This is a genomic window from Collimonas silvisoli (assembly GCF_018305005.1).
Taxonomy (GTDB): domain Bacteria; phylum Pseudomonadota; class Gammaproteobacteria; order Burkholderiales; family Burkholderiaceae_D; genus Collimonas; species Collimonas silvisoli.
The window spans coordinates 26,973-48,675 of record NZ_JAGQEG010000028.1 but is presented as its reverse complement, the minus strand read 5'-3'; the positions used below and the strand labels follow the sequence as shown (position 1 = coordinate 48,675).

The 21,703-nt window shown below is 55.8% G+C and carries 19 protein-coding genes; 16 read left to right on the top strand and 3 right to left on the bottom strand.

What is annotated here, in order from left to right:
• Positions 1 to 392: 392 nt before the first annotated feature.
• The 15 genes from KHU33_RS09830 to KHU33_RS09760 all read left to right on the top strand — a co-directional run bounded on the left by KHU33_RS09830 (position 393) and on the right by KHU33_RS09760 (position 18,122).
• Positions 393 to 920 (top strand): transposase, encoded by a 528-nt coding sequence (locus tag KHU33_RS09830; RefSeq protein ID WP_211462662.1) that lies wholly within the window; start codon positions 393 to 395, stop codon positions 918 to 920.
• A gap of 485 nt (positions 921 to 1,405) precedes the next feature.
• Positions 1,406 to 2,998, top strand: coding sequence for a glycosyltransferase family protein (locus tag KHU33_RS09825; protein ID WP_211462661.1), 1,593 nt, complete (start codon positions 1,406 to 1,408; stop codon positions 2,996 to 2,998).
• On the top strand, positions 2,995 to 4,320 hold the full coding sequence (locus KHU33_RS09820) for a glycosyltransferase family protein (protein ID WP_211462660.1): 1,326 nt from the start codon (positions 2,995 to 2,997) through the stop codon (positions 4,318 to 4,320). Before KHU33_RS09825 ends, KHU33_RS09820 begins: the two co-directional genes overlap by 4 nt.
• Positions 4,317 to 5,207, top strand: coding sequence for a class I SAM-dependent methyltransferase (locus KHU33_RS09815; RefSeq protein ID WP_211462659.1), 891 nt, complete (start codon positions 4,317 to 4,319; stop codon positions 5,205 to 5,207). Before KHU33_RS09820 ends, KHU33_RS09815 begins: the two co-directional genes overlap by 4 nt.
• A gap of 20 nt (positions 5,208 to 5,227) precedes the next feature.
• Entirely contained in the window at positions 5,228 to 6,418 is a 1,191-nt protein-coding gene (locus KHU33_RS09810; RefSeq protein ID WP_211462658.1) for an acyltransferase family protein, read from the top strand.
• The gene (locus KHU33_RS09805) at positions 6,415 to 7,269 is read left to right on the top strand and encodes a class I SAM-dependent methyltransferase (protein WP_211462657.1); all 855 of its coding nucleotides are present in this window, start codon (positions 6,415 to 6,417) and stop codon (positions 7,267 to 7,269) included. The genes KHU33_RS09810 and KHU33_RS09805 overlap by 4 nt, the downstream gene beginning before the upstream one ends.
• A 54-nt stretch (positions 7,270 to 7,323) precedes the next feature.
• Positions 7,324 to 8,256 carry a GDP-mannose 4,6-dehydratase gene (locus tag KHU33_RS09800; RefSeq protein ID WP_211462656.1) on the top strand — a complete coding sequence of 311 codons (933 nt, stop codon included), beginning with the start codon at positions 7,324 to 7,326 and terminating at the stop codon, positions 8,254 to 8,256.
• Between the two features lie 50 nt (positions 8,257 to 8,306).
• Positions 8,307 to 8,501 carry a cupin domain-containing protein gene (locus KHU33_RS09795; protein WP_211462655.1) on the top strand — a complete coding sequence of 65 codons (195 nt, stop codon included), beginning with the start codon at positions 8,307 to 8,309 and terminating at the stop codon, positions 8,499 to 8,501.
• Complete coding sequence (locus KHU33_RS09790) at positions 8,501 to 9,310, top strand: ABC transporter permease (protein ID WP_211462654.1); 810 nt, start codon at positions 8,501 to 8,503, stop codon at positions 9,308 to 9,310. Before KHU33_RS09795 ends, KHU33_RS09790 begins: the two co-directional genes overlap by 1 nt.
• Positions 9,310 to 10,572: an ABC transporter ATP-binding protein gene (locus KHU33_RS09785; protein ID WP_211462653.1), complete on the top strand. Its 1,263-nt coding sequence runs from the start codon at positions 9,310 to 9,312 to the stop codon at positions 10,570 to 10,572. Before KHU33_RS09790 ends, KHU33_RS09785 begins: the two co-directional genes overlap by 1 nt.
• The gene (locus KHU33_RS09780; protein ID WP_211462652.1) at positions 10,569 to 11,969 is read left to right on the top strand and encodes a glycosyltransferase family 4 protein; all 1,401 of its coding nucleotides are present in this window, start codon (positions 10,569 to 10,571) and stop codon (positions 11,967 to 11,969) included. The genes KHU33_RS09785 and KHU33_RS09780 overlap by 4 nt, the downstream gene beginning before the upstream one ends.
• Positions 11,944 to 13,083 carry a glycosyltransferase family 4 protein gene (locus tag KHU33_RS09775; RefSeq protein ID WP_230414162.1) on the top strand — a complete coding sequence of 380 codons (1,140 nt, stop codon included), beginning with the start codon at positions 11,944 to 11,946 and terminating at the stop codon, positions 13,081 to 13,083. Before KHU33_RS09780 ends, KHU33_RS09775 begins: the two co-directional genes overlap by 26 nt.
• Positions 13,084 to 13,186: 103 nt before the next feature.
• Complete coding sequence (locus KHU33_RS09770; protein ID WP_211462651.1) at positions 13,187 to 14,335, top strand: glycosyltransferase family 4 protein; 1,149 nt, start codon at positions 13,187 to 13,189, stop codon at positions 14,333 to 14,335.
• Positions 14,336 to 14,481: 146 nt separating this feature from the next.
• On the top strand, positions 14,482 to 16,281 hold the full coding sequence (locus KHU33_RS09765; RefSeq protein ID WP_211462650.1) for a GGDEF domain-containing protein: 1,800 nt from the start codon (positions 14,482 to 14,484) through the stop codon (positions 16,279 to 16,281).
• Positions 16,282 to 16,358: 77 nt separating this feature from the next.
• Complete coding sequence (locus KHU33_RS09760) at positions 16,359 to 18,122, top strand: DUF885 domain-containing protein (RefSeq protein ID WP_211462649.1); 1,764 nt, start codon at positions 16,359 to 16,361, stop codon at positions 18,120 to 18,122.
• Between the two features lie 31 nt (positions 18,123 to 18,153).
• On the opposite strand, the gene KHU33_RS09755 is transcribed toward KHU33_RS09760, so the two are convergent.
• Positions 18,154 to 19,053 carry a LysR family transcriptional regulator gene (locus tag KHU33_RS09755; RefSeq protein ID WP_211462648.1) on the bottom strand — a complete coding sequence of 300 codons (900 nt, stop codon included), beginning with the start codon at positions 19,051 to 19,053 and terminating at the stop codon, positions 18,154 to 18,156.
• A gap of 148 nt (positions 19,054 to 19,201) precedes the next feature.
• Between KHU33_RS09755 and KHU33_RS09750 the strand changes: the two genes are divergently transcribed.
• Positions 19,202 to 20,209 (top strand): aldo/keto reductase, encoded by a 1,008-nt coding sequence (locus tag KHU33_RS09750; RefSeq protein ID WP_211462647.1) that lies wholly within the window; start codon positions 19,202 to 19,204, stop codon positions 20,207 to 20,209.
• Positions 20,210 to 20,227: 18 nt separating this feature from the next.
• Here the strand turns inward: KHU33_RS09750 and KHU33_RS09745 are convergent, their stop codons facing one another.
• On the bottom strand, positions 20,228 to 21,109 hold the full coding sequence (locus tag KHU33_RS09745; protein ID WP_211462646.1) for a LysR family transcriptional regulator: 882 nt from the start codon (positions 21,107 to 21,109) through the stop codon (positions 20,228 to 20,230).
• Between the two features lie 48 nt (positions 21,110 to 21,157).
• Complete coding sequence (gene cadR / locus KHU33_RS09740) at positions 21,158 to 21,613, bottom strand: Cd(II)/Pb(II)-responsive transcriptional regulator (RefSeq protein WP_211462645.1); 456 nt, start codon at positions 21,611 to 21,613, stop codon at positions 21,158 to 21,160.
• Positions 21,614 to 21,703 lie beyond the last annotated feature (90 nt).

Genomic DNA, 21,703 nt, shown 5'->3' with positions numbered 1-21,703 from the left:
CCACGTGTTTTGTTTCCTGGAATGCGTGTAGCCCCACGGCCCCAGTTTGCGGCTGGCGCGTTCACGGTCCGTAATCTGACGCCTATGAACTTGCGGCGTTGCTGCCGGATCCGCGCCAAACCAACGGACAATAAACATTAACTAAAAGAAATAGTTAAATCGATTTAATTTTCCATAGGAAATAATAGGTGTCTATCTGACGTCATTGAACAGTTAAATATTGTTAATTTTTGTCAACCATAGTTAAAGATTGAGTTTTTAGGTGGTTTCGTAAGCCTCTTGCTTTTACTCTTTGCTTGCGTGCTGTCGCCCGATTTAACAAACCGGTGAATGCATAGCGGCAGGGTTAACCGATTGGACCTGGACAAGCGATTTCCAAAAGAAAAAGAGATTTGCCAAAAGGCAAGTCGATGCGCTTGATTCATTTTCAACAATCAAAGAGTAAAAAGATGCAGAAAATTGATGGCGTTCTTCGCGATGTTCAGTGGGAGAAACTGGAACCTCTATTGGTCGGACGGCCTGGGGATTCCGGGATGTGCGGCCGCGACAATCGTCTATTCATGGAGGCGGTGTTGTGGGTTGCGCTGAAATTCGGCTCATGGAGCAATTTGCCGCCGCAATTCGGCCGCTGGAGAACCAGCTACATGCGGTTTCGGCGCTGGACCAAAGCCGATGTCTGGCGGCGCCTGTCTGAAAATCTGGCTGACGATCATGCACTGCAAGCAATGCTGGGGGCAATTGTCACCCTTGGCGACGAACATACCCGATTGAATACGGAAAGATCGATCAGGCGGACTAACGTGAAAATTTATGGACGTGCCATGGCTTCAGCCGTGAGTGCGAATGCAAAACCGGCGCGCGCCGACGAATTGTCTTCGTCGTGGGTGTGGCTGGTCACCGATGACAGCCAGACCGGCTGATCTTCAATCGCCCTACCTTACCGGCTGCAAACGCTAATCGCCCAGCGTTCTTGCAGCCGCCAGTATCCCGCAAATCCCGCCCAATGCCAGCCGGCGCCGAGTTTGGCCTGAATTTGGCCCGAATTCCGCTGCGCTATAAGCAAAAAGCAAACTGAGCGTCAAGCCGAGAGCTTCTTGTCAAGTACAGGAGGATCGAATATTCATATATTGCTACATTTTTACACAATAGGGTTCCCGCTCTAAAGCCGTCGCGCATCGTACTACCGTCGCGCAGTATCAGGTATTATCGGCAGTCATAGGGAGGGTGTCTGAAAGGAAACTTTCTGGTCGATGCGCCGTACTGCCGTTGCCGCACTTCCTCATTACATAACAAAGAATGGCCTCGACTACGGGGCTGAGACAAGTCTAAAAAAGCAATATGCCAAAACTGCAGCTGGTTTTGACAAGCGTTTTGACGATTAACATTCGATTAAATTACGATTTTGATGAATTTCATTCTGTATTCGGATATTGGCGAAAGTACGATCGATAAAAGCCTTGGTTTGCCAGAGTACAGCTACTACTTTGTCTTGAAAGCTTTTCGCACCGTTTTGGCGGAGCTCGGTACGGTCACCTTGGTGCAGCATCCGGAAGCCGAAGTCGACCCCTTGTTTGAAGAATGCCTGCAGCGCGGCGAAGAATGCGTGTTCCTTTCTTTTTCTCCTCCGAACAAGACCCTGATCGATCTCAAGTGCCCGACGCTGTCGGTTTTCGCCTGGGAGTACAGCAATATTCCCGATGAAATATGGGACGACGATGTCCGTAACGACTGGCGCGTGGTGTTTGCCCGTCACGGCAGAGCGATTACCTTGTCCAGCTATACCGCTGGTACGGTCAAAAATGCGATGGGGGCGGCATTTCCGGTATTGGCCCTGCCGGCGCCTTTGTGGGAGCAGTTTGCCAATGCCCGTGCGCGGTTTGGGCGTTGCCTGCCGCCCAGGAAAAGCACGCTTCAACTGCGCGGTACGGTGATCGATAGTCATCTATTGGGTTTGTCTGCAGACGGTTTGATAGCGCATCTTTCCTGTCCGGATGTGGCAGCCGTAACGGAACACGAAGCGCCGCCGACAGTTGTGCAAACATTGCCGGAGTCGCCAGCACCAGCACCATCGCCGTCGCCGGCAAAAAGCCTGCGTTATCGACTGGCTGTGACTAAGCGCCATCTGCTGACATGGTACCGGGAGGCATTGCGCGATCTGCTGCCTTTGTGGCTGGCCAAGATGGTGGCGGTGGGCGGGCGCAACGGTTACGCGCTAGGACGCGCCCTGACTGGCAATCCAGTCAGAAAGCCCCAGCCGATACCGATAGAATCACCGCCATCATCGGCGGCAACGCCAATCCCAGAGCCAACGCCAGCCGCAATCCCGGCCCAGGAACCTGAAGCCGTGGTCAATCTGGAAGGCGTGATTTACACCTCTATCCTCAGTCCCAAGGACGGCCGCAAGAACTGGTTCGACATGGTGACGGCATTCTGCTGGACCTTCCGCGATGTGGAAGATGCGACGCTGGTCCTGAAGATGAACGAGCGCGATTTGTCGGTCTATCACAACACCTTGCTGACCTTGTTGTCGCAGTTGGCGCCGTTCAAATGCCGGGTCGTGACTTTGCATGCCTACCTGGATGACGCGACCTATGAAGAATTGATCGGCGCCACCAGCTTTTACGTCAACACTTCGCTGTGTGAAGGTTTATGTTTGCCGCTCATGGAATTCATGTGCTGCGGCAAGCCCGTGATTGTTCCGCTGCATACAGCGATGGAAGATTATATCGATGACGGCGCTGCCTTCATCGTCAAGTCCAGCCTTGAGCACAATGTCTGGCCGCACGATCCGCGCGACCTGTTTCGCACCTTGCGCTACCGGCTTGACTGGGAATCAATCTGTAGCGCCTATAAGGATAGCTATCGGGTGGCAAAACAGGAGCCGGAAAAATATATCGAGATGAGCGAGCACGCCATGGCGCGTCAGGCGTCCTATTGCGCAGGGGCTGTCGTAAAGGAACAGTTGCGTGACTTCTTTCTGAAACCCGGTGTCAGATGATCATTATTATTTACTCCGATACCAACGCCGGCTCGATTGAGACAAATCTGGGCTTGCCGGAATACAGCTACTACTTCGTATTGAAAGAGTTTCGTCCGGTGCTGGAGCAACTTGGCATCGTGGTCGCCGTCAGCGATCCTGCACGCGAAGTCGACGCCATCTACCGCAGCGCCAGAGCGCACGGCGAATCCTGCGTATTCCTGTCTTTTTCGCCGCCGCACAAAACGGCGGTCGATCTTGCTTGTCCGACTATTCCGGTATTTGCCTGGGAATTCAGCACCTTGCCCAACGAGGTCTGGCTTGGCGAACCGCGCCACGACTGGCGCTATGTCTTCAACAAGCTTGGTTGCGCGATCACGCATTCCGCATATACGGCGGATTCGGTCCGGCAGGCGATGACGCCGGAGTTTCCGGTGGCAGCCATTCCGGCTCCGGTCTGGGACCGGTTTTCCGCATTGGGCGAAAAATGTTCGATTGCCAATCATCCGGATGGCGTCGTGCTGAATGTAGCCGGCACCGTGATCGACAGCCGCAGCGTCGACCTTTCTCCATATAGCCCGCCGCGCCGGCGCCATCCCAAGCCGGATCTGCTGCGGCCGCCGGCGCTGGCCCAGCGTGAGCCGGTCAAGGTGCACATCGGCGGCGTGGTGTATACCTCGGTCTTCAATCCGTATGACGGCCGCAAGAACTGGTACGACATGATCAGCGCTTTTTGCTGGGCCTTGCGCGATGTCGAAGACGCCACGCTGGTGCTGAAGCTGACTCACAATGATGCACGCATCGGCATCGATAATTTATTAGAGAATATTTACAAGCTGACGCCGTTCAAATGCCGGATTCTGCTGATTCACGGTTACCTGAGCGACGCCGACTATGAAAACCTGGTGGCGGCAACCACCTATGTCTTGAATACCTCGCATGGCGAAGGCCAGTGTCTGCCTTTGATGGAATTCATGTCTTGCGGCAAACCCGCCATCGCGCCGGTCAACACGGCCATGGCCGACTATATCGATAGCGATAATGCATTTGTGCTGGACTCCAACACCGAGCCCAGCCACTGGCCGCACGATCCGCGCCAGGCCTATCGTACTTTGCGTTACCGCATCGACTGGGGCACTTTGCTTAGCGCCTACAAGGAAAGTTATCGCGTCGCCAAACAAGATCCTGAACGATATTGGCAAATGGCGGAACACGCGGTACGGCAACTGCAACGGCACTGTTCACAAGCTGTCGTCAAAGAGCGTCTGCTGGCTTTCTTTTCCAATCATCCAGGGGTGGGCGCAAGCGACATCCGGCACGCGGCGGCGAAGGTATCCGCATGATCAGATTCCTCGCCGACTGGTTGCGCCCGGCTAAATCAAAAACCGCCGGGAAGATGGAACTGCCGCAGCTGGTATCGCCGGCTGGCGTGGTTGATTCACGCATCTGCGGCTTGGTTGATAACGTGCAAAGCGGCTGGTTCCGCCAGGACAGCGGCGAGTTGCTGGAAGGTTTTGCGATTACGCCGGCGGATGTGGTGCTCGATGTCGGTTGCGGCGAGGGCGGGGCGACCATGTTTGCGGCACGCTGCGGCGCGCATGTGATTTTTTCCGATACCGATGCCGCGCAGGTGGCGCGCCTGTCCGCCAAAGTAGCAGACAGCCCGGCACGCAGTTCGCAGGCTCTGGTATGCGATACCAATCCGCTGCCGTTGCCGGATGCTTGCGCCAGCCGCATCATCGCCATGGAAATGCTGGAGCACGTCGACGATCCGGCGCAGGTGCTGGCTGAACTGGTGCGCGTCGGGCAACCGGGTGCGCTGTATCTGCTGACCGTGCCTGATCCGGTCGGCGAAGGTTTGCAGAAACAGCTGGCGCCGGCCTCGCATTTTCAAAAACCCAACCATATCCATGTCTTCGAGCGCGACGCGTTTGCGGCACTGGTGACCGATGCCGGTTTGCAGATCGAACGGCGGCAGGCTTCAGGTTTTTTCTGGTCGCTCTGGATGTGCCTGTATTGGGCCAGCAAACCGGACGGTGAGGGCGACCAGGGCGCCACGCGCGACAACATCAAGCCGCCGTATCCTCCTTTGCTGGACGAGTGGGCAAAGACCTGGCATCAATTGATTTCGCTGCCGGAGGGCGCCAGGATCAAGCAGGTATTGGATAGCGTCATGCCGAAAAGCCAGGCGATCATCGCCCGTAAGCCTTACCATCCAGACCATCGATAGACTATCGGAGCTGATCGCAGATGAATCATCGTATCAAGGATATCGAACTATTGCGCGGAATCGCGGTGATTTTCGTGCTGATCGAACATACGCGTTTCAACTTGTTCGGACAGCCAAATCGCCTGCTTGAATTTCTCTACACCTATTTCGGCGGCTGGACCGGTGTCGATCTGTTTTTTGCGATTTCCGGATTCGTGATCGCCCGCGATCTGATTCCGCGCTTGAGCCGGAGCAATGGGCAGGCATTCCCTGTCATGCTGGGTTTTTGGGTGCGGCGGGCGTCGCGCTTATGGCCGTCAGCGTGGTTGTGGTTGCTGCTGATCCTGGTCGCCACCGTTGCCTTCAATAAATCCGGCGTATTCGGTTTATTGAAGACCAATCTTGACGCTACGCTGGCCGGCGTATTCAACTATGGAAATTTTCGTTTGCGGGAGATTTTCGGCCGCTCTGAATACGGCGCCAGCTTTCCGTACTGGAGTCTGTCGCTGGAAGAGCAGTTTTATCTGTTGTTGCCGTTTGTGGCGATTATTTTCCGCCGCTGGCTGCCGTGGGTGCTGGTGATGGCGGTGCTGCTGCAGCTTTCCGCCAATCGCCATATCAGCTTGCTTCTGATGACAACGCGCTCCGATGCATTGTTGCTCGGCGTGCTGCTGGCGATGTGGAGCAAAAAAGAGAGTTATCGCAGATTCGAGCCGGTATTCCTGAAAAATCATCTGTGGCTGCGCTGGTTTTTTTTGGCGGCTCTGGTGCTGGGCATGGGGGGGATCGGATCCTATCGCTTCCAGGAGTTCCGTTATTGGATTGGCGTAGTCGCGCTATTCTCGGTTGCGTTGGTATTCATCGCATCGTATGACGAAGATTATCTGATGCCGGACAACCCGTTGAAGAAAGTTTTCCTGTGGTTCGGCAGCCGTTCCTACGCGCTTTACCTGACGCATATACCGGCTTATCTGGCCAGCCGCGAAATCTGGTTCCGGCTAGCGCCCGTCGATACCATTTTCGACAGAACCTATAACATCCGCCTGGCTCTGACAGCTATCGTGCTGCTGCTGATTTTCAGCGAATTGAATTATCGTTTTGTTGAAACCCCTTTCCGGGCGCGCGGCAAGAAGTTCGCCGACCGCCTCAGCTTGCGGCAGGACTGGTGGCAGACATGGTTGGCCAGATTCCGCAGCCAGCCATCGATCACCGCGGACAGCGAGAAATCATGAGGAAATTTATCAGGGGCTTGCTCGGTATCGGCAAAAAAGATGTCGCTGTTCCAGGGGGCGCTATTCCAGTGACGCCGTCAGCGCCGTCGGTTGCGGTCGCACCTGTCGATTCCTTTCATATCGGCTTGCGAGATGCGCTGGCCAGCGGCTGGTATCTCCAGCAAAGCGACGAACTTTATCGCGGCTTTGCTATCAGCTCCGAAGATGTTGTGCTTGATGTCGGCTGTGGCGATGGCGGCAATTCACTATTTTGCGCGAACCGCGGCGCCCATGTGATCGTTGCCGATATCGACGCGCACAAGGTAGAGTCCACCAGGCTGCGTCTGGCGGGAACTCAGGCGCGGTTAGTGCAAGCAGTGGTGAGCGACGCCAATCCATTGTTGCTGGAAGATGGCATTGCTTCCAAGGTGATTTCGATGGAAGTGCTTGAGCATGTCGACGATCCGGCGCAATTTCTGAGTGAGCTGGTCAGAGTCGGCAAGAAGGGCGCGCAATATCTGCTCTCGGTGCCGGATCCGGTACAAGAACATTTGCAGAAAAAGGTGGCGCCGGCTTCGCATTTTGAGAAACCTAACCATATCCGGATTATTCAACGCGATGAATTCGAGAAGATGGTGACGGATGCGGGCCTGGTTATCGAAGGTCACGAATACTACGGTTTTTACTGGTCCGTCTGGTGGCTGTTTTTCTGGGTCTGCAAAGTCGATCTGAGCAACCCCCGTCATCCTTTGCTGGATAGCTGGGCGAAAACCTGGGAGATCTTGATGGATAGTCCGAACGGCGAGCATGTCAGAAATGCCTTGAACGATTTCATGCCGAAAAGCCAGGTCATTATTGCGCGCAAGCCTTAGCTGAGAACGCGGCATGTTTTTAACTGAACAACGGCAGGGAAGGGTTGACTGCATATGAAACGATTATTCATTACTGGGCAGTCGGGATTTGTCGGGCTGGCTTTTGAGCGCATGGGCGCACATGCAGTCGCTGCCCAAGGTTGGGAGCTGGTGCTGGCCGACAGCCCTTATGATTTGCTGGAGCCGGCATCGCTGGCGCGGGTATTGCAGCAGGCGCGTCCCGACGCCGTGATCCATCTTGCCGGTCAGACGTTTATCCCGGAGGCGTTTCGTGATCCGGCGCACACCTTGGATGTCAATCTCAAGGGAACCTTGAATTTGCTGCAAGCGCTGCAACGCAACAGCTTTAACGGCACTTTTTTATATGTCAGTTCCGGCGACGTCTATGGCAGGGTGAGTCCGGAGTGTTTGCCGATCACCGAGCAACAGCCGGCGCGTCCGCAGAATCCCTACGCGGTCAGCAAGGCCGCAGCAGAATTGCTGTGCTATCAGTGGAGCTGCAATGTGCCGTGGCGGATCATGGTGGCGCGCCCGTTCAACCACATCGGCCCGGGGCAGCGCCAAGATTTTGTGATTTCCAGCGTTGCGCGGCAATTGGCGCGCATCAGGCTGGGCCTGCAAGAGGCGCGCATATTGGTCGGCGACGTCGATGTCAGCCGCGATTTTCTTGATGTCGAAGATGTCATTCCGGCGTATCTGGCGCTGTTGGAAAAAGGCCGGAATGGCGAGATCTACAACGTCTGTTCGGGCAAGGAATATCTGATCCGCGACATGATCGCCAGCATGCTTTACCTGACCGAAACAGATGCCGTGATTGCCCAAGATCCTGCGCGTATGCGGTCCTCCGACGTGCACCGGGTAAAGGGCTGCAACCAGAAAATCACGCTGGCAACGGCATGGACACCGCACATTCCCATGCAACAGACCTTGCTGAATGTCTTGGCGGATTGGGATGCCAGGGTAACGGCGGAGAACACGAAACACTGAACCTCTCTGGCCTGGCACGATAAAAAATAGAACTAACGGAGACAAACGCGATGACAAAAACTGTATTGATTACTGGGTCGAATGGACAGGTTGCCAATGACTCGACTCATAGCCCGGCTGGCGGCGAGCATCGTCTGGAACATCCAGGCCTGTTGAAGCCGAGCATGATCGAACTGCAAAGCGGCGCTTATTCAGGCGAAGACGATAGCGTGCGGTTCGACGATAAATACGGCAGGTGCAAGTAATGCTGCAGACAAAGACGCGCACTATCTTGCGCTCCTTGTGGCATTACCGCGGATTCATGCTCGGCAGCGTCAGGCGCGAGTTTCAGGCGCGCTATCGCAATTCGATGCTGGGTGCGGCCTGGATGGTGTTGAATCCACTGGCAATGATTGTCGTCTACACGGTGATTTTCTCGCAATTGATGCACGCGCGTTTGCCGAATGCGAGTAGTCAGTTCGGCTACGGTATTTATTTGTGCGCGGGTTTGCTGACCTGGGGATTTTTTACCGAGACTGTATCGCGCTTGCAAAATGTCTTTCTGGAAAACGGCAACCTGATCAAGAAGCTGAATTTCCCGCGCATTTGCCTGCCGGTCATTACGGTAATGAACGCCGGTTTGAATTTTTCCATCATCTTTGGATTGTTCCTGGGCTTTTTGCTCATCTCCGGTAATTTTCCGGGCTGGGTGTTCCTTGGCGTGCTGCCGCTGCTGCTGATACAAGTGCTGTTTTCCATCGGTCTTGGGATTGTGCTCGGCGTGTTGAATGTGTTCTTCCGCGATATCGGCCAGCTGTTTGGCATCGTGCTGCAATTCTGGTTTTGGTTTACGCCGATTGTGTATACCGTGTCGACCTTGCCTGAGAGTGTTCAAGTCTTGCTTAAATTGAATCCGATGACGGCGCTGATGGTTGCCTATCAGGGGATTTTCGTCAGCGGCGTCTGGCCGCAGTGGAGCGCATTGTGGGCAGTGACATTATTGAGTGTTGCCTTGTGCGTTTTTGGCATGCTGCTGTTCCGTCGGCACGCAGGTGAAATGGTGGATGAGCTCTGATGGGTAAGGTAACCGTTAAAAATTTGGGCAAAGCCTACAAGGCATACAACGGGCGGTGGGCGCGCCTGGCCGAATGGATCTTGCCGTTTGCCAGGCAGCGGCATCAATTGCATTGGGTGTTGCAAGACATTGGCTTTGAGCTGGAGGCTGGCGAGGCAGTCGGTATTGTTGGCATCAACGGCGCCGGCAAAAGCACTCTCTTGAAATTAATTGCCGGAACTACCCAGGCTACTACCGGCAACGTCGCGATTCAGGGGCGTGTGGCGGCATTGCTGGAACTCGGGATGGGCTTTCATCCGGATTTCACAGGCAGGCAGAATGCCATCATGGCGGGCCAGTTGCAGGGCTTGAGCGGTACTGAAATCGAAGCGCTGATGCCGGCTATCGAAGCCTTCGCCGAAATCGGCGAATACATGGATCAACCGGTCAGAACTTATTCCAGCGGCATGCAGATGCGGTTGGCCTTCAGCGTGGCTACCGCCAGCCGGCCGGACGTATTGATTGTTGATGAGGCCTTGTCTGTCGGCGATGCGTATTTCCAGCATAAAAGTTTTGAACGTATCCGCGCATTTCGTCGCGCCGGCACCACCTTGCTGATCGTCTCGCACGATCGTTATGCGATACAGACCATTTGTGACCGCGCCATCCTGCTCAATCGCGGCAAGCTGGAGATGCAGGGCGATCCGGTGGAAGTAATGGATTTTTATAACGCCATGCTGGCGGAACGAGAACAGCAGACGGTCAGGCAAGAACGTCTGGCCGATGGCCGGCTAAGAACCATTTCCGGCACCGGCGAAGCCAGCATTGCTTCGGTAACTTTGCTGGATGACCAAGGCAAGCACTTGGAGGTGGTTGAAGTCGGCGCCTATGTCACGCTGGAAGTCCGGGTTGCCGTCAATGCCCCGGTAGCGCGTCTGGTCATGGGTTACATGATCAAGGACAAGCTGGGGCAATCGATCTTCGGCATCAATAGCCACCGGCTCGATATGCCGCAGACCGATTTGCTGCCAGGCGAGGATCTGCTGTATCGCTGCCGCTTTCCAATGAATCTGGGCAAGGGCAGTTATTCGGTGGCGATTTCACTGTCGCGGCTGGATTCGCATCTCGATACCAACTACGAGTGGCGCGATTACAGCGTAATTTTCCATGTGATTAATACGCGCCATCCCGATTTTGTCGGTTGCGCATTTCTGGACGCCGAGATGGCGGTAGAGCGCTCGCATGGCAGCGCCGGTGCGAGTAAGGATGGAGTGGCGGCATGACCAGGCTATTGATCGAATGCACCTATGTTTTCCATCATCCTGAGATGAATTCCGGGATACAGCGCGTCGTCCGCAATATCATCAATCATCTGCCATCGGTGCAAGACGAAGTTGTTTGTATTCCGGTTATTTTCAAGAAGGGCAAGATACTTGAAGTCAAACAGCTGATCCCGGAACATGCGGACGATTGGCGAGACCGTTTACAACAGGCATTGGAGAAACTGGCGCAGAAATTGGTGCAGATACGCAATCGCTACTGGTTGATTCACTCGCGTCTGCTTCGGTTCTGGCCGTGGAGATCTTCTCATAACGTAAGGCGCGTAACGTATGTGCTGTGCCGCCTGGTGAGCGCCTCGTTCGTACTGCCCCTGCATCTTACCGAGTGGATCCTTAAAAAAACGGAAGAACAGCCGCGTGCTTTTGAAATGGCGTGTCGTAGCGACGATATCCTGGTGCTGCTGGATTCATCATGGCACGCCGATTTTTTTCCTGTGGCTGAGAAATTGCAGCAACAGGGAGTGGCTATCGTCTCGGTAATCTACGATTTGATTCCATTGACGCATCCCCAGTTTTGCGACGGTCCGCTGGTGCAAGTGTTCGATCGCTGGTTTGAATGGATTGCCAATACGGCAAATGGATTCATTGCCATATCCGGTACCATTCGTGATCAGGTGGGCGAGGAGGTGCAGCGACGTTTAGGCCATGAGCGTGCAGCTAGCCGCTGGTTCGATTTCTTTCATCTTGGTTCTGAACTTGACCAGATTGATCCGAGTAAGTCGGTGCGTCCGGCAGTGGAAAAATTATTTACCTCCGGCCGCGCCATCTATCTGATGGTCAGCACCATCGAGCCGCGCAAAAACCACGCCTATCTGCTGGATGCCTTTGAAAGTCTGTGGCAGGACGGCAGCGAAGTCGTACTGTGTTTTATCGGACGCATAGGCTGGAAGAACGAACGGCTGATCGAACGCGTGGAAAAACATCCGCAACTGAAGCGGCGCTTGTTCATGTTCAACGATCTCAGCGATGTTGAACTGGAATATTGCTATGGCCTGGCAAGAGCACTGGTTTTTCCGTCGTTTGTAGAAGGCTTCGGTTTGCCGCTGGTAGAAGCCATGCAGCGCGGCTTGCCGGCGATGGCGAGCGACATTCCGGTGTTCCATGAAATCGGCGGCGAATTTGTCAGCTATTTCGATTTGAGCCAGCCGGCATCGCTGGCGCGGCAGGTCCAGCTGTTTGAGGACAGCGGCATTTTCCCGGCGGCACGGCATATGGCGGACTGGTCCTGGCTGAACTGGGAGGATTCGGCTCGCCAACTGGTGGCACGGGTGGTACGTCAGGTACAAACGCAACAGCATGCGCAAAGTGAATGTCATGAAACTGACCATTGCCCTGAATAGCAAGATCCTGCTCGCGCCGCGCACCGGCATCGGCAACTATGTTGTCGAGCTGGCGCAAGCCTTGCAGCAAGACCCCGGCCTGGGAATGCATTTTTTTTATGGTTCGCGCTGGCGCGATGCGCTCGCTGACGCGCCGATGCCAGGTTATTCGCGCTGGGCCGGCGTGGCCAAGCGACTGCCAGCCGCCTACGCTTTGCGGCGGATCTTTGAGCAACAGAATTTTAACCGCGGTGCGCGCGAGCTGCGTCCGGATGTGTATCACGAGCCCAGTTTGTGGCCGCTCGATTTCGCGGGGCCGACGGTGATGACTGTGCACGATTTGACGCATATCCATTATCCGCAAACACAGCCTAAAGATCGCCTGAGGGAAATCGAGCGCAGGCTGCCGTCGGCCTTGACGCGTGTCAGCCGGATCTTGGTTGATTCGGAATTTATCGGACATGAGATCAGGCAGCACTTCGGCCTGCCCGACCAAAAAGTGGTGGTGGCGCCGCTGGCCTGTTCTGCTGTTTTTCAACCCAGGCTTGAGCAGCAGTTGGCGGTTCGTCTCAAAAAACTGGGTTTGAGTTATCGCGGTTTTATCCTGTCGGTCGGGACTCTGGAACCGCGGAAAAATCTGTCGCTGACACTGAGGGCGCATGCGCGTTTACCGCCGCTTTTGCGGAGCCGTTTTCCGTTGCTGGTAGTAGGCATGCCGGGATGGCAGGCGGGGGAACTGAGCGGCGAGTTGTCGCGAGCGATCAGCTCCGGCCATGTGCGCCTGGCAGGTTATCTGGATCAGGCGGACCTGGCTTGCGTTACAGCGGCAGCCAGGATGATGGTGTTTCCTTCCTTGTATGAAGGCTTCGGCTTACCGGTGCTGGAAGCGATGGCCAGCGGCACGCCGGTGATTGCATCCGATAGCGCCAGCCTGCCGGAAGTGGCCGCTGCGGCCGCCGCGTATGTCGATCCGCAGGATGAGGCGGGACTGACGGAGCAGATGCGCAGGCTGATGGAAGATGACCGTGCCTGGATGGCGCATCGGATTGCGGGTTTGGAGCGATCCGTGCAATTTTCCTGGAAGAAGTGCGCAGCCATCACTGCCGAAGTTTACCGGCAGGCGGTTAATTGTTAAGAGATGCTGTGCGTCGTTGATGCAGTCAGTTCGCACAAATAGAAAATAGCCTTTCACTTCTTGTTGCAGCAGAAGATGGGGCAGATTACGAGAGGAGTGTGCAATGCGGGTTCTTCATTTCTACAAGACCTATCAGTCGGAATCGTACGGCGGAATCGAACAAACCATTTATCAATTGTGCAAGTGTTCGCCCGTCAGCGGCATCGAGAGCGAAGTGCTGACTCTGAGCGATGCCCCGGATCCAGCAGAATTGATGTACGAAGGACATAAAGTGCACCGGGTCAAGCTTGACCTGCAGATCGCTTCGACCGGATTTTCGTTTGCGGCTCTCAGGCGTTTTGCGCAACTCGCGGCCGAGGTTGATATCGTGCACTACCATTTTCCATGGCCGTTCATGGATTTCGCTCATTTTGTTACGCGCATGAACAAGCCGAGCGTGGTTACCTATCACTCCGACATCGTGCGCTACAAGACATTGTTGCAGTTATATCGGCCGCTGATGCATCGCTTTCTCACCAGTGTCGATGCGGTCGTCGCTACCTCTCCGAATTATCTGCAAACCAGCTCGGTGTTGGCCGGATATAGGGACAAGACACAGGTGATTCCCATCGGTCTCGACAAGAACAACTATCCGGCACCGTCGGCGACGCGGATGGATGAATGGCAAAAGCGGATTGGCGGGAGGTTCTTTTTGTTTGTCGGCGCCATCCGTTACTACAAAGGTTTGCATATTCTGCTGGACGCCGCACGCGGAACCGATTACCCGATTGTGATTGTCGGCGCCGGGCCGATTGAACAAGAGCTGAAACAGCGCGCCCAAGAGCAGGGTTTGCGCAATGTGATCTTCCTCGGCATCGTCAGCGATGAAGACAAAGTCGCGTTGCTGCAGTTGTGCTACGCCCTGGTGTTCCCATCGCATTTGCGGTCGGAAGCGTTTGGCATCTCCCTGCTGGAAGGAGCGATGTACGGCAAGCCAATGATTTCCAGCGAGATCGGCACCGGCACCAGTTATATCAACAACCACGGCGAAACCGGCTTGGTGGTCCCTCCCAGCGATGCCGACGCCTTCAGGCTGGCGATGCAACAGTTATGGGATAACCCGCAAATGGCGCAGACGATGGGGACACGCGCGCAAGCGCGTTACCAGAAATTGTTTACGGCAAGGGTGATGGGTGAGAGTTATGCCACGCTCTATCGTGATGTGCTGGCAATGCACGGGCAGATGGAAAAGCGCGTAAGCCTGGGAATCTGAGCAGTCAAATAAGTTATCGTTTTAGCAGCTTGTGATACGATCATTCGATCATGTGGCTATTGAAATTACATTGCAATAGCCATTAACTATTGTAAACAATAGATTACATTCACATCCTAGTCCTAGTCTGGACGCATGCTATCCGTATGCCGCTAAATCGTTTATTTTGGCTGATTTCCATCTTGCTGATGCTGCTTTTTCTGACCTTGATCGGCAGAATTGTGAGCAGCGAATGGTCTGCGTATCAACGCAGTACAACAAGCATACCTGCCATCAAGAGTTTTCAGCTTGCGTTGATGGTCGAGGAAAAGCTGACGGCTGAGCGTGGTCCGACCAATACGCTGTTGAGACAAAAATCTGACGACGCCGCCAGAGAACTTGCTCGGCTAGAGCGGCTACGGGGCGCGAGCGATCAAGCGCTGGCAAGCCTGCGGCAGGCGTTGCAAGCACAAGCTGCGCCGTGGCTGGCGCCGGTGATTGCCCACGTAAAATCGACCGAGCGGGCGCTGGCAGCGGCGCGCATCAGGGTTGATTTTCTGCTGGCCCAGCCAACGCCGCAGCGCGATACAGAAGCCGTTGGCGCCGCCGTGGCAATGATGGCGCAGTCAGTCGACGCAATTGCCCCCGCGATTGCCGCCCTGTCCGGCATTGCCGCCCAGGCGGATCCACAGTTTCGCGACGGCCTGGATAGCGCTCGGCTGACCTCTAGCTTGCGCAATATTGCGGGGCGGATGGGCGCGATCTTCGTTGCCCCGGTGGTTGCTCATCGGCCCCTGACTGCGCATGAAATCTACACATTTGCAAAACTGTCGGGTCAGATCGAGCAGCTTTATTCGGTGATTGAATTGCAGCTGCACGCTTATCGCCATAAACCGGCTTTCAAGACGGCTTTGGATACGGTGCGGGATCAATATCTTGAAGGCGGTCTGGATTTGCTGAATGAGTTGCTCGCTATCGGGCGTCACTCGGGAAATTATGGCATGAACGCCCACGAGTTGAGCGCCCGCTACGTGCCGAGAATGGCCGCGATTCCACATCTGCGCGATCTTATCGTGGAAGAGATGCTTGCCCGGGCTGAATACCGCAGCAAGCAGGCCGCTTATTTTTTACTGGCGGTAAGCGCTCTGGCTGCTGTCGCCATGGCTATTTTTGTGTTGCTGATGTGGGTGATACGGCAGCGCGTCCTGCGTCCGATTCTTGACGCCACCGCACTGTTCGTGTCGCTGGCCGATGAGCGGCTCGGCACTGCAATTCCGAGTCCGCGCTACGACGATGAGATCGGCGCCATGATGCGGGCGATTCGTGTGTTAAAGGCGCGCAGCCTGGATAAAATTCGTCTCGAAAAGCAGCGCGAGGCGATGATTGCGCAATTGCAGACCTTGTCCGACACGGATTTCTTGACCGGACTGCTGAATCGCCGCGCATTTTTCGCGCAAGGTGAACAGCAGTTTGGCATTGCCCAGCGCTATCGGCGGCAGTTGACGCTGATCCTGATGGACGTCGATCATTTCAAGACAGTCAATGACCAATACGGGCATCAGGCGGGCGATCAGGTGCTGCGCGTAGTGGCTGAGCTGTGTCGGCGCAATCGCCGCAAGGTCGATCTGCTGGCACGTTATGGCGGCGAAGAATTTCTCTTGATGCTGCCTGAAATCGACTTGTCTCAAGGACTTGCCGTGGCAGAGAAATTGCGGCGCGCGATTGATGCCCGCCATTTTCATCTGGATGATGGCGTGATGGTTAAGGTTACAGCCAGTTTTGGCGTGGCAGCGTTTGAGCAGGATAATAATCTTGAAAGCTTGATAGCACGCGCCGACGGCGCGTTATACAGGGCTAAGAATGGCGGTCGCAACACCGTAGTGACATGTACGCAGGAGGTGGCTTCGACGCCATGCGCACCTTCGTCCGTCGCCCCTTTGCATGGAGTTGGCGGTGTCGGCGAATAGGGGAGAGTGGGGATTTCCGTTCGGCAATTTCTCCGACTTAGTTTGCTAGAATGGCAGGCTAATCTTCGGAGACATGGATGAATAAATTCCTCTTTCTTTTTACCATTTTGTTGGCGCCGTTCAGCCACGCATTCAGCCACGCAGCAACCCCGCAGCAGCAGTTGAACGCGCTGTTCGACCGCGATTGGCAATGGAGCATGCGCCACGCGCCTGAATCTGCCACCGCGGTTGGCGACAATCGTTACAACGACCGCCTGTCGGACGTCTCGCCGGCAGCCAGCCTGGCAGGTAATGCGCATCAGGAGCAAATGCTGGAGCAGGCCAAGCGCATCGATCGCAGCAAATTAAGCGGCCAGGATCTGCTTTCCTACGACCTGTTTATCTATGAAAAACAGAAAAACATTCAAGCCGCCAGGTTCTATCCATACAATCCGGAACCGATCTCTCAGTTGAATGGCGTCCAGTTCGAGTTTCCGCAACTGGTTGCGCAAACGCCATTCAATACGGCCAAGGATTATCGCAATTACCTGGGACGCCTGCGGGCATTGCCCAAGCATGTCGACGGCGTGATTGCACAATTGCAGCAAGGCGTAAAATCCGGTTGGGTGGCTCCCAAAGTCACCATGAGCGTGGTTCCCGGACAGTTGCAGGAATTCGTCGCCAAGCTCGACAGCAGCCCATTGACGGCTCCGTTCAAAGATATGCCTGCTTCGATTCCGGCGGCGCAGCGCGCCAGCCTGGCGCGTGAGGGTGAGCGTTTGTTGCATCATGCTGTGGCGCCGGCTTTCCGCAAACTGGATGCCTATATCAGCAACACTTACCTGCCGGCTTGCCGCGATAGCATAGCGGCTTCGAGTTTGCCCGGCGGCGCGGCGTATTACGCCTACAAGGTCAAGGAAAACACAACCACCAGCATGACGCCGCAAGAAATCCATGAAATCGGCTTGCAGGAAGTGGCGCGGATTCAAGGCGAAATGAAATTGGTGATGCAACAGACCGGTTTCAAGGGCACGTTCGCAGAATTCATCACCTTCCTGAATACCGATCCGCGTTTCTATTACACCAAACCGGAAGATCTGCTGGCCGGTTACAAGGACATCATCAAGAAATCTTCCGCGCAGCTGCCGCGGTTTTTCGCCGATATTCCGCGCGCCGCGGTCGATGTGAAACCGGTGCCGGAAGTAGGCGCCGAGAACCAGGCCGGCGCCTATTACGAGCCGGGAACGCCGGACGGTTCGCGGCCAGGGTATTTTGTCGCCAACTTGTCGAAGCTGGATTCGCGTCCTAAATGGGAAATGGAAACCCTGACCTTGCATGAGTCGGTGCCGGGCCATCACTTGCAGACCGCGCGCGCCCAGGAAACCAAAGGCTTGCCGGAGTTCAGGCGGTTCGGCTGGTATGTCGCGTTTGGCGAAGGCTGGGCGCTGTACGCTGAAAGCCTGGGCGGTGAAATGGGTTTCTATACCGACCCCTATTCGCAATTCGGGCATCTCAACGATGAGCTGTTCCGGGCTGCCCGGCTGGTGGTGGACACCGGCATGCATGCACTCGGCTGGACGCGGCAACAGGCGATTGCATATATGAATGTGAATACAGCCAATCCGCCGCACGACAACCAGGTCGAAATCGATCGTTACATCGTCGATCCCGGCCAGGCGCTGGGCTACAAGATCGGCCAGTTGAAAATCAAGGCCTTGCGGGAAAAAGCGCAGCAGCAACTGGGCAGCAAATTTGACCTGCGGCGCTTTAACAATGCCGTCATCGACAATGGCGCTTTGCCGCTGGAGATGCTGGAAACCCAGATAAACAACTGGATTGCGCAGCAGGCAGCGGCCGCCTAGTTTATCAACAGCTGAGCCGGTCTCGGTCAGCTCAGCTGTAGCGGGCGGCCAATAGTTTAGCGATCCAGTCGACAAACACCCGCACGCGCGGCGACAGATGTTTGTTGTGGGCGTACACCACGGATATCGGCAACGGCGCCGGCTTGAAATCCTGCAGCACTTCTTCAACGGCGCCGCTCTTCAGCAAGTCTTCCAGGCCAAAGCGCGGTGCTTGTATCAGCCCTAGTCCGGCGCCGCAACTAGCCAGATAGGCATCCGAACTGGCCACTGAAATCAGGCCCGGGAGTTTCAGAAAACGCGGCTCGCCACCTTCCATATATTCCCAGCCCAGATCGCGTCCGGTACGGCTGGAAAAGTAATTGACCGCCATGTGATGCTGTAAATCGCTCAAGGTCTGCGGCCGGCCGTAGCGATCCAGGTAGGATTTGGCGGCGCAGTTGATCTGTTCCAGGCTACCGATACGGCGCGCAATCAGGCTTGAGTCGCTGAGCGCACCGACTCGCACCGCGCAGTCCACCGCCTCGCCAATCAGATCGATAAAACGATCGGTGGCGCTCAGCTTGAGCCGCAGATTAGGGTACTGTGCAAAGAAGTCCGGCAGCGCAGGAATCACCACCATATGCGCCAGGCGTTCCGGCAGATCGACCCGGATCACGCCGCGCGGCTGCAGTTGGTCGTGTTGAAACAGGGCGTCGACATCTTCGAATTCAGCCAATAATCTGGTGCAGCGGTCGAGATAGGTGATGCCTTCATCGGTCAGCGTTACCTTGCGCGTGGTTCGCTGCAACAGGCGTACCCCGATGTGCTTCTCCAGTGCCTGGATAGCATTGGTAACGGTGGCCGGCGGCAGATTCAACTGCTCAGCCGCGCGGCTGAAGCTGCCCAATTCGGCGACACGCGAAAAGACCTCCATTGCCTGAATCCTGTCCATGGCTGTTCCGATTATTTGTGACTTTCGAATAAAGAAATCATTTTATGCTCATTTATTAATGAATTAGGGCAAGCAATAATGTTTTCAAGGCAGATGGATCTGGCTTCCACTTTAGCTGCCGTCAAGTAAACCACATGAGGATGTCATTATGAAAACGCAACAATTAGGCAGCACCGGCCCGCTATCTTCCATCATCGGCCTCGGTTGCATGGGCATGTCCGATTTGTACGGACCGGCGGATGAAAATGAGAGCATCGCCACGCTGCACGCAGCCATCGATGCCGGCATTACCTTGCTGGATACCGGCGATTTTTACGGCATGGGGCATAACGAGATGCTGATTCGGGAGGCGCTGCGCACGCGCAATCGCGATCAGATATTGCTCAGTGTTAAATTCGGCGCCATGCGCGATCCCGCCGGCGGCTGGAGCGGCATCGACGGCCGGCCTGAAGCGGTGAAAAATTCCCTGGCTTACACCTTGCGCCGGCTCGGCACCGACCACATCGATATCTACCGCCCGGCGCGGCTCGATTCGGCGGTGCCGATTGAAGAAACGGTGGGCGCTATCGCCGATATGGTGAAAGCAGGGTACGTGCGCCACATCGGCTTGTCCGAAGTCGGCGCGCACACCCTGCGCCGGGCGCAGGCCGTGCATCCGATTGCGGATCTGCAGATTGAATATTCGCTGGTCTCGCGCGGCATCGAAGCCGAGATATTGCCGGTTTGCCGTGAGCTTGGCATCGGTATAACCGCCTACGGCGTACTGTCGCGCGGCTTGATCAGCGGCCACTGGGGCAAGGACAAGTCTTTCTCGCCCGGCGATTTCCGCGGCCGCAGTCCGCGTTTCAGCAGCGACAATCTTGCGCATAACCTGGCTTTGCTGGAAGCCTTGCGCGCCATCGCCGCCGACAAGCAGGCGACAATGGCACAGATTGCGATTGCCTGGGTCATGTCGCGCGGCAAGGATATCGTGCCGCTGGTCGGCGCGCGCCGCCGCGATCGGCTGGCTGAATCGTTGGGGGCACTGAACATTCAGTTGAGCACCGACGATCTGGCCAGGATCGAGTTAGCCGTACCAGCCGACGCCATCGCCGGTGAACGTTATGCACCGGTGATGATGGCGCATCTGGATAGCGAACAGCCTCACTCTGATTGAACGTTGTCTGGCAAAGACTCAGAGTTTGAGTTGCAGGAAATCGAGAAAGCATGTGATGCGCCGCGCCAGCTGGGTGTTCCTGTAATACACCGCGTGAATTTGCTGGCGGTAGCCATTGTTATGGCTGGCCAGGATATCGACCAAAGTCCCTTGGGCGATATCTTCGTGGACCATGAAAGCCGACAGGCACGCAATCCCGAGTCCATGCAAGGCCAGCTGGCGTATGGTTTCGCCGCTGGACGCCAGCAGCGTCGGACTGATCGTCAGGTTCTCTTCCTGTTGCTGCCGTAACGGCCAGGTATTCAGCGACTCCGGCTGCGTGAAGCCGATCAATTGATGCTGCTTCAGCTCTTCTGCGCTGCCTGGCTTGCCATGCGTGCGCAGGTAGCCGGGGCTGGCGACGATGTGCTGCAGGCTTGCTCCCAGCCGGCGCGCATGCAGCATCGAATCTTGCAACGCGCCATGGCGGATGGCGATGTCGGTGCGCTGCTGCAGCAGATCGATATTCTGGTCGTTGCTGGTTAGCTCAAGTGTAATGTCGGGATAGTTGTGCCGGAATTCGGCTATGTGCGGCACTATGCAATGCAGCATGAAGGGCGGCGAAGCGTCCACCCGCAAGCGTCCCGACGGTCTTTGATGACGCACCTGGATGGCTTCTTCGGCTTCTTCCATCGCCGCGATAATCGTGCGCGCCTTTTCCAGGAAAAGATGGCCTTCTTCCGTCAGCTCCATGCGGCGCGTGGTGCGGGTCAGGAGCGAGGTGGCCAGCTTTTGTTCCAGCCGCGACAAGGCACGGCTCAGGCCGGATGTGGTCTGGCCCAGCTGTTCGGCGGCGGCGCTGAGCGTGCCGCTGTCAACCACGGCGATAAAAATCCGCAGGTCATCGGAGTGAATATTCATCTTCTTGTCGGTGTGTCGCAGAGAGTCTGGCGGCGCTTGGCGAGCGGCTCAATGGACGCCGCCGCCATGGCTGCCAAGATTCGCCGGCGCTTCGTCTTCCATGCTGGCCAAGCCCTGCAGGATGCCGCAATCCTTGGCTGCCTGGGCTCTCTGGCATTGTTTGCGCAATTGTTTCAGCTGCGATTGCAATGCTTTCAATTCGTTGATGCGGTCGGCGACGTGATCGATATGATGGTCCAGCAAGGTATTGACTTCGGCGCAATTGTCTTCCGGCAGGTCGCGAAACTGCAATAGCCTGCGTACTTCGTCCAGCGTCATGTCCAGCGAGCGGCAATGGCGGATGAATTGCAGGCGCTCGATGTGCGCCTGTCCGTACAGGCGGTAATTGTTTTGAGAGCGTGCCGCCAACGGCAGCAAGCCTTCGCGCTCGTAATAGCGGATGGTTTCCACCGGACAGCCGGCATGACTGGCCAGTTCTCCGATTTTGAGTGAAATTGCGCTCATGCTTGCTCCTTTCCGGCTTATTTCAAGATAAATCCTTGACCTTATAGTAGCTACAGGGTTTTAAATGCGCAAGAAGTAATCGATTGCGTC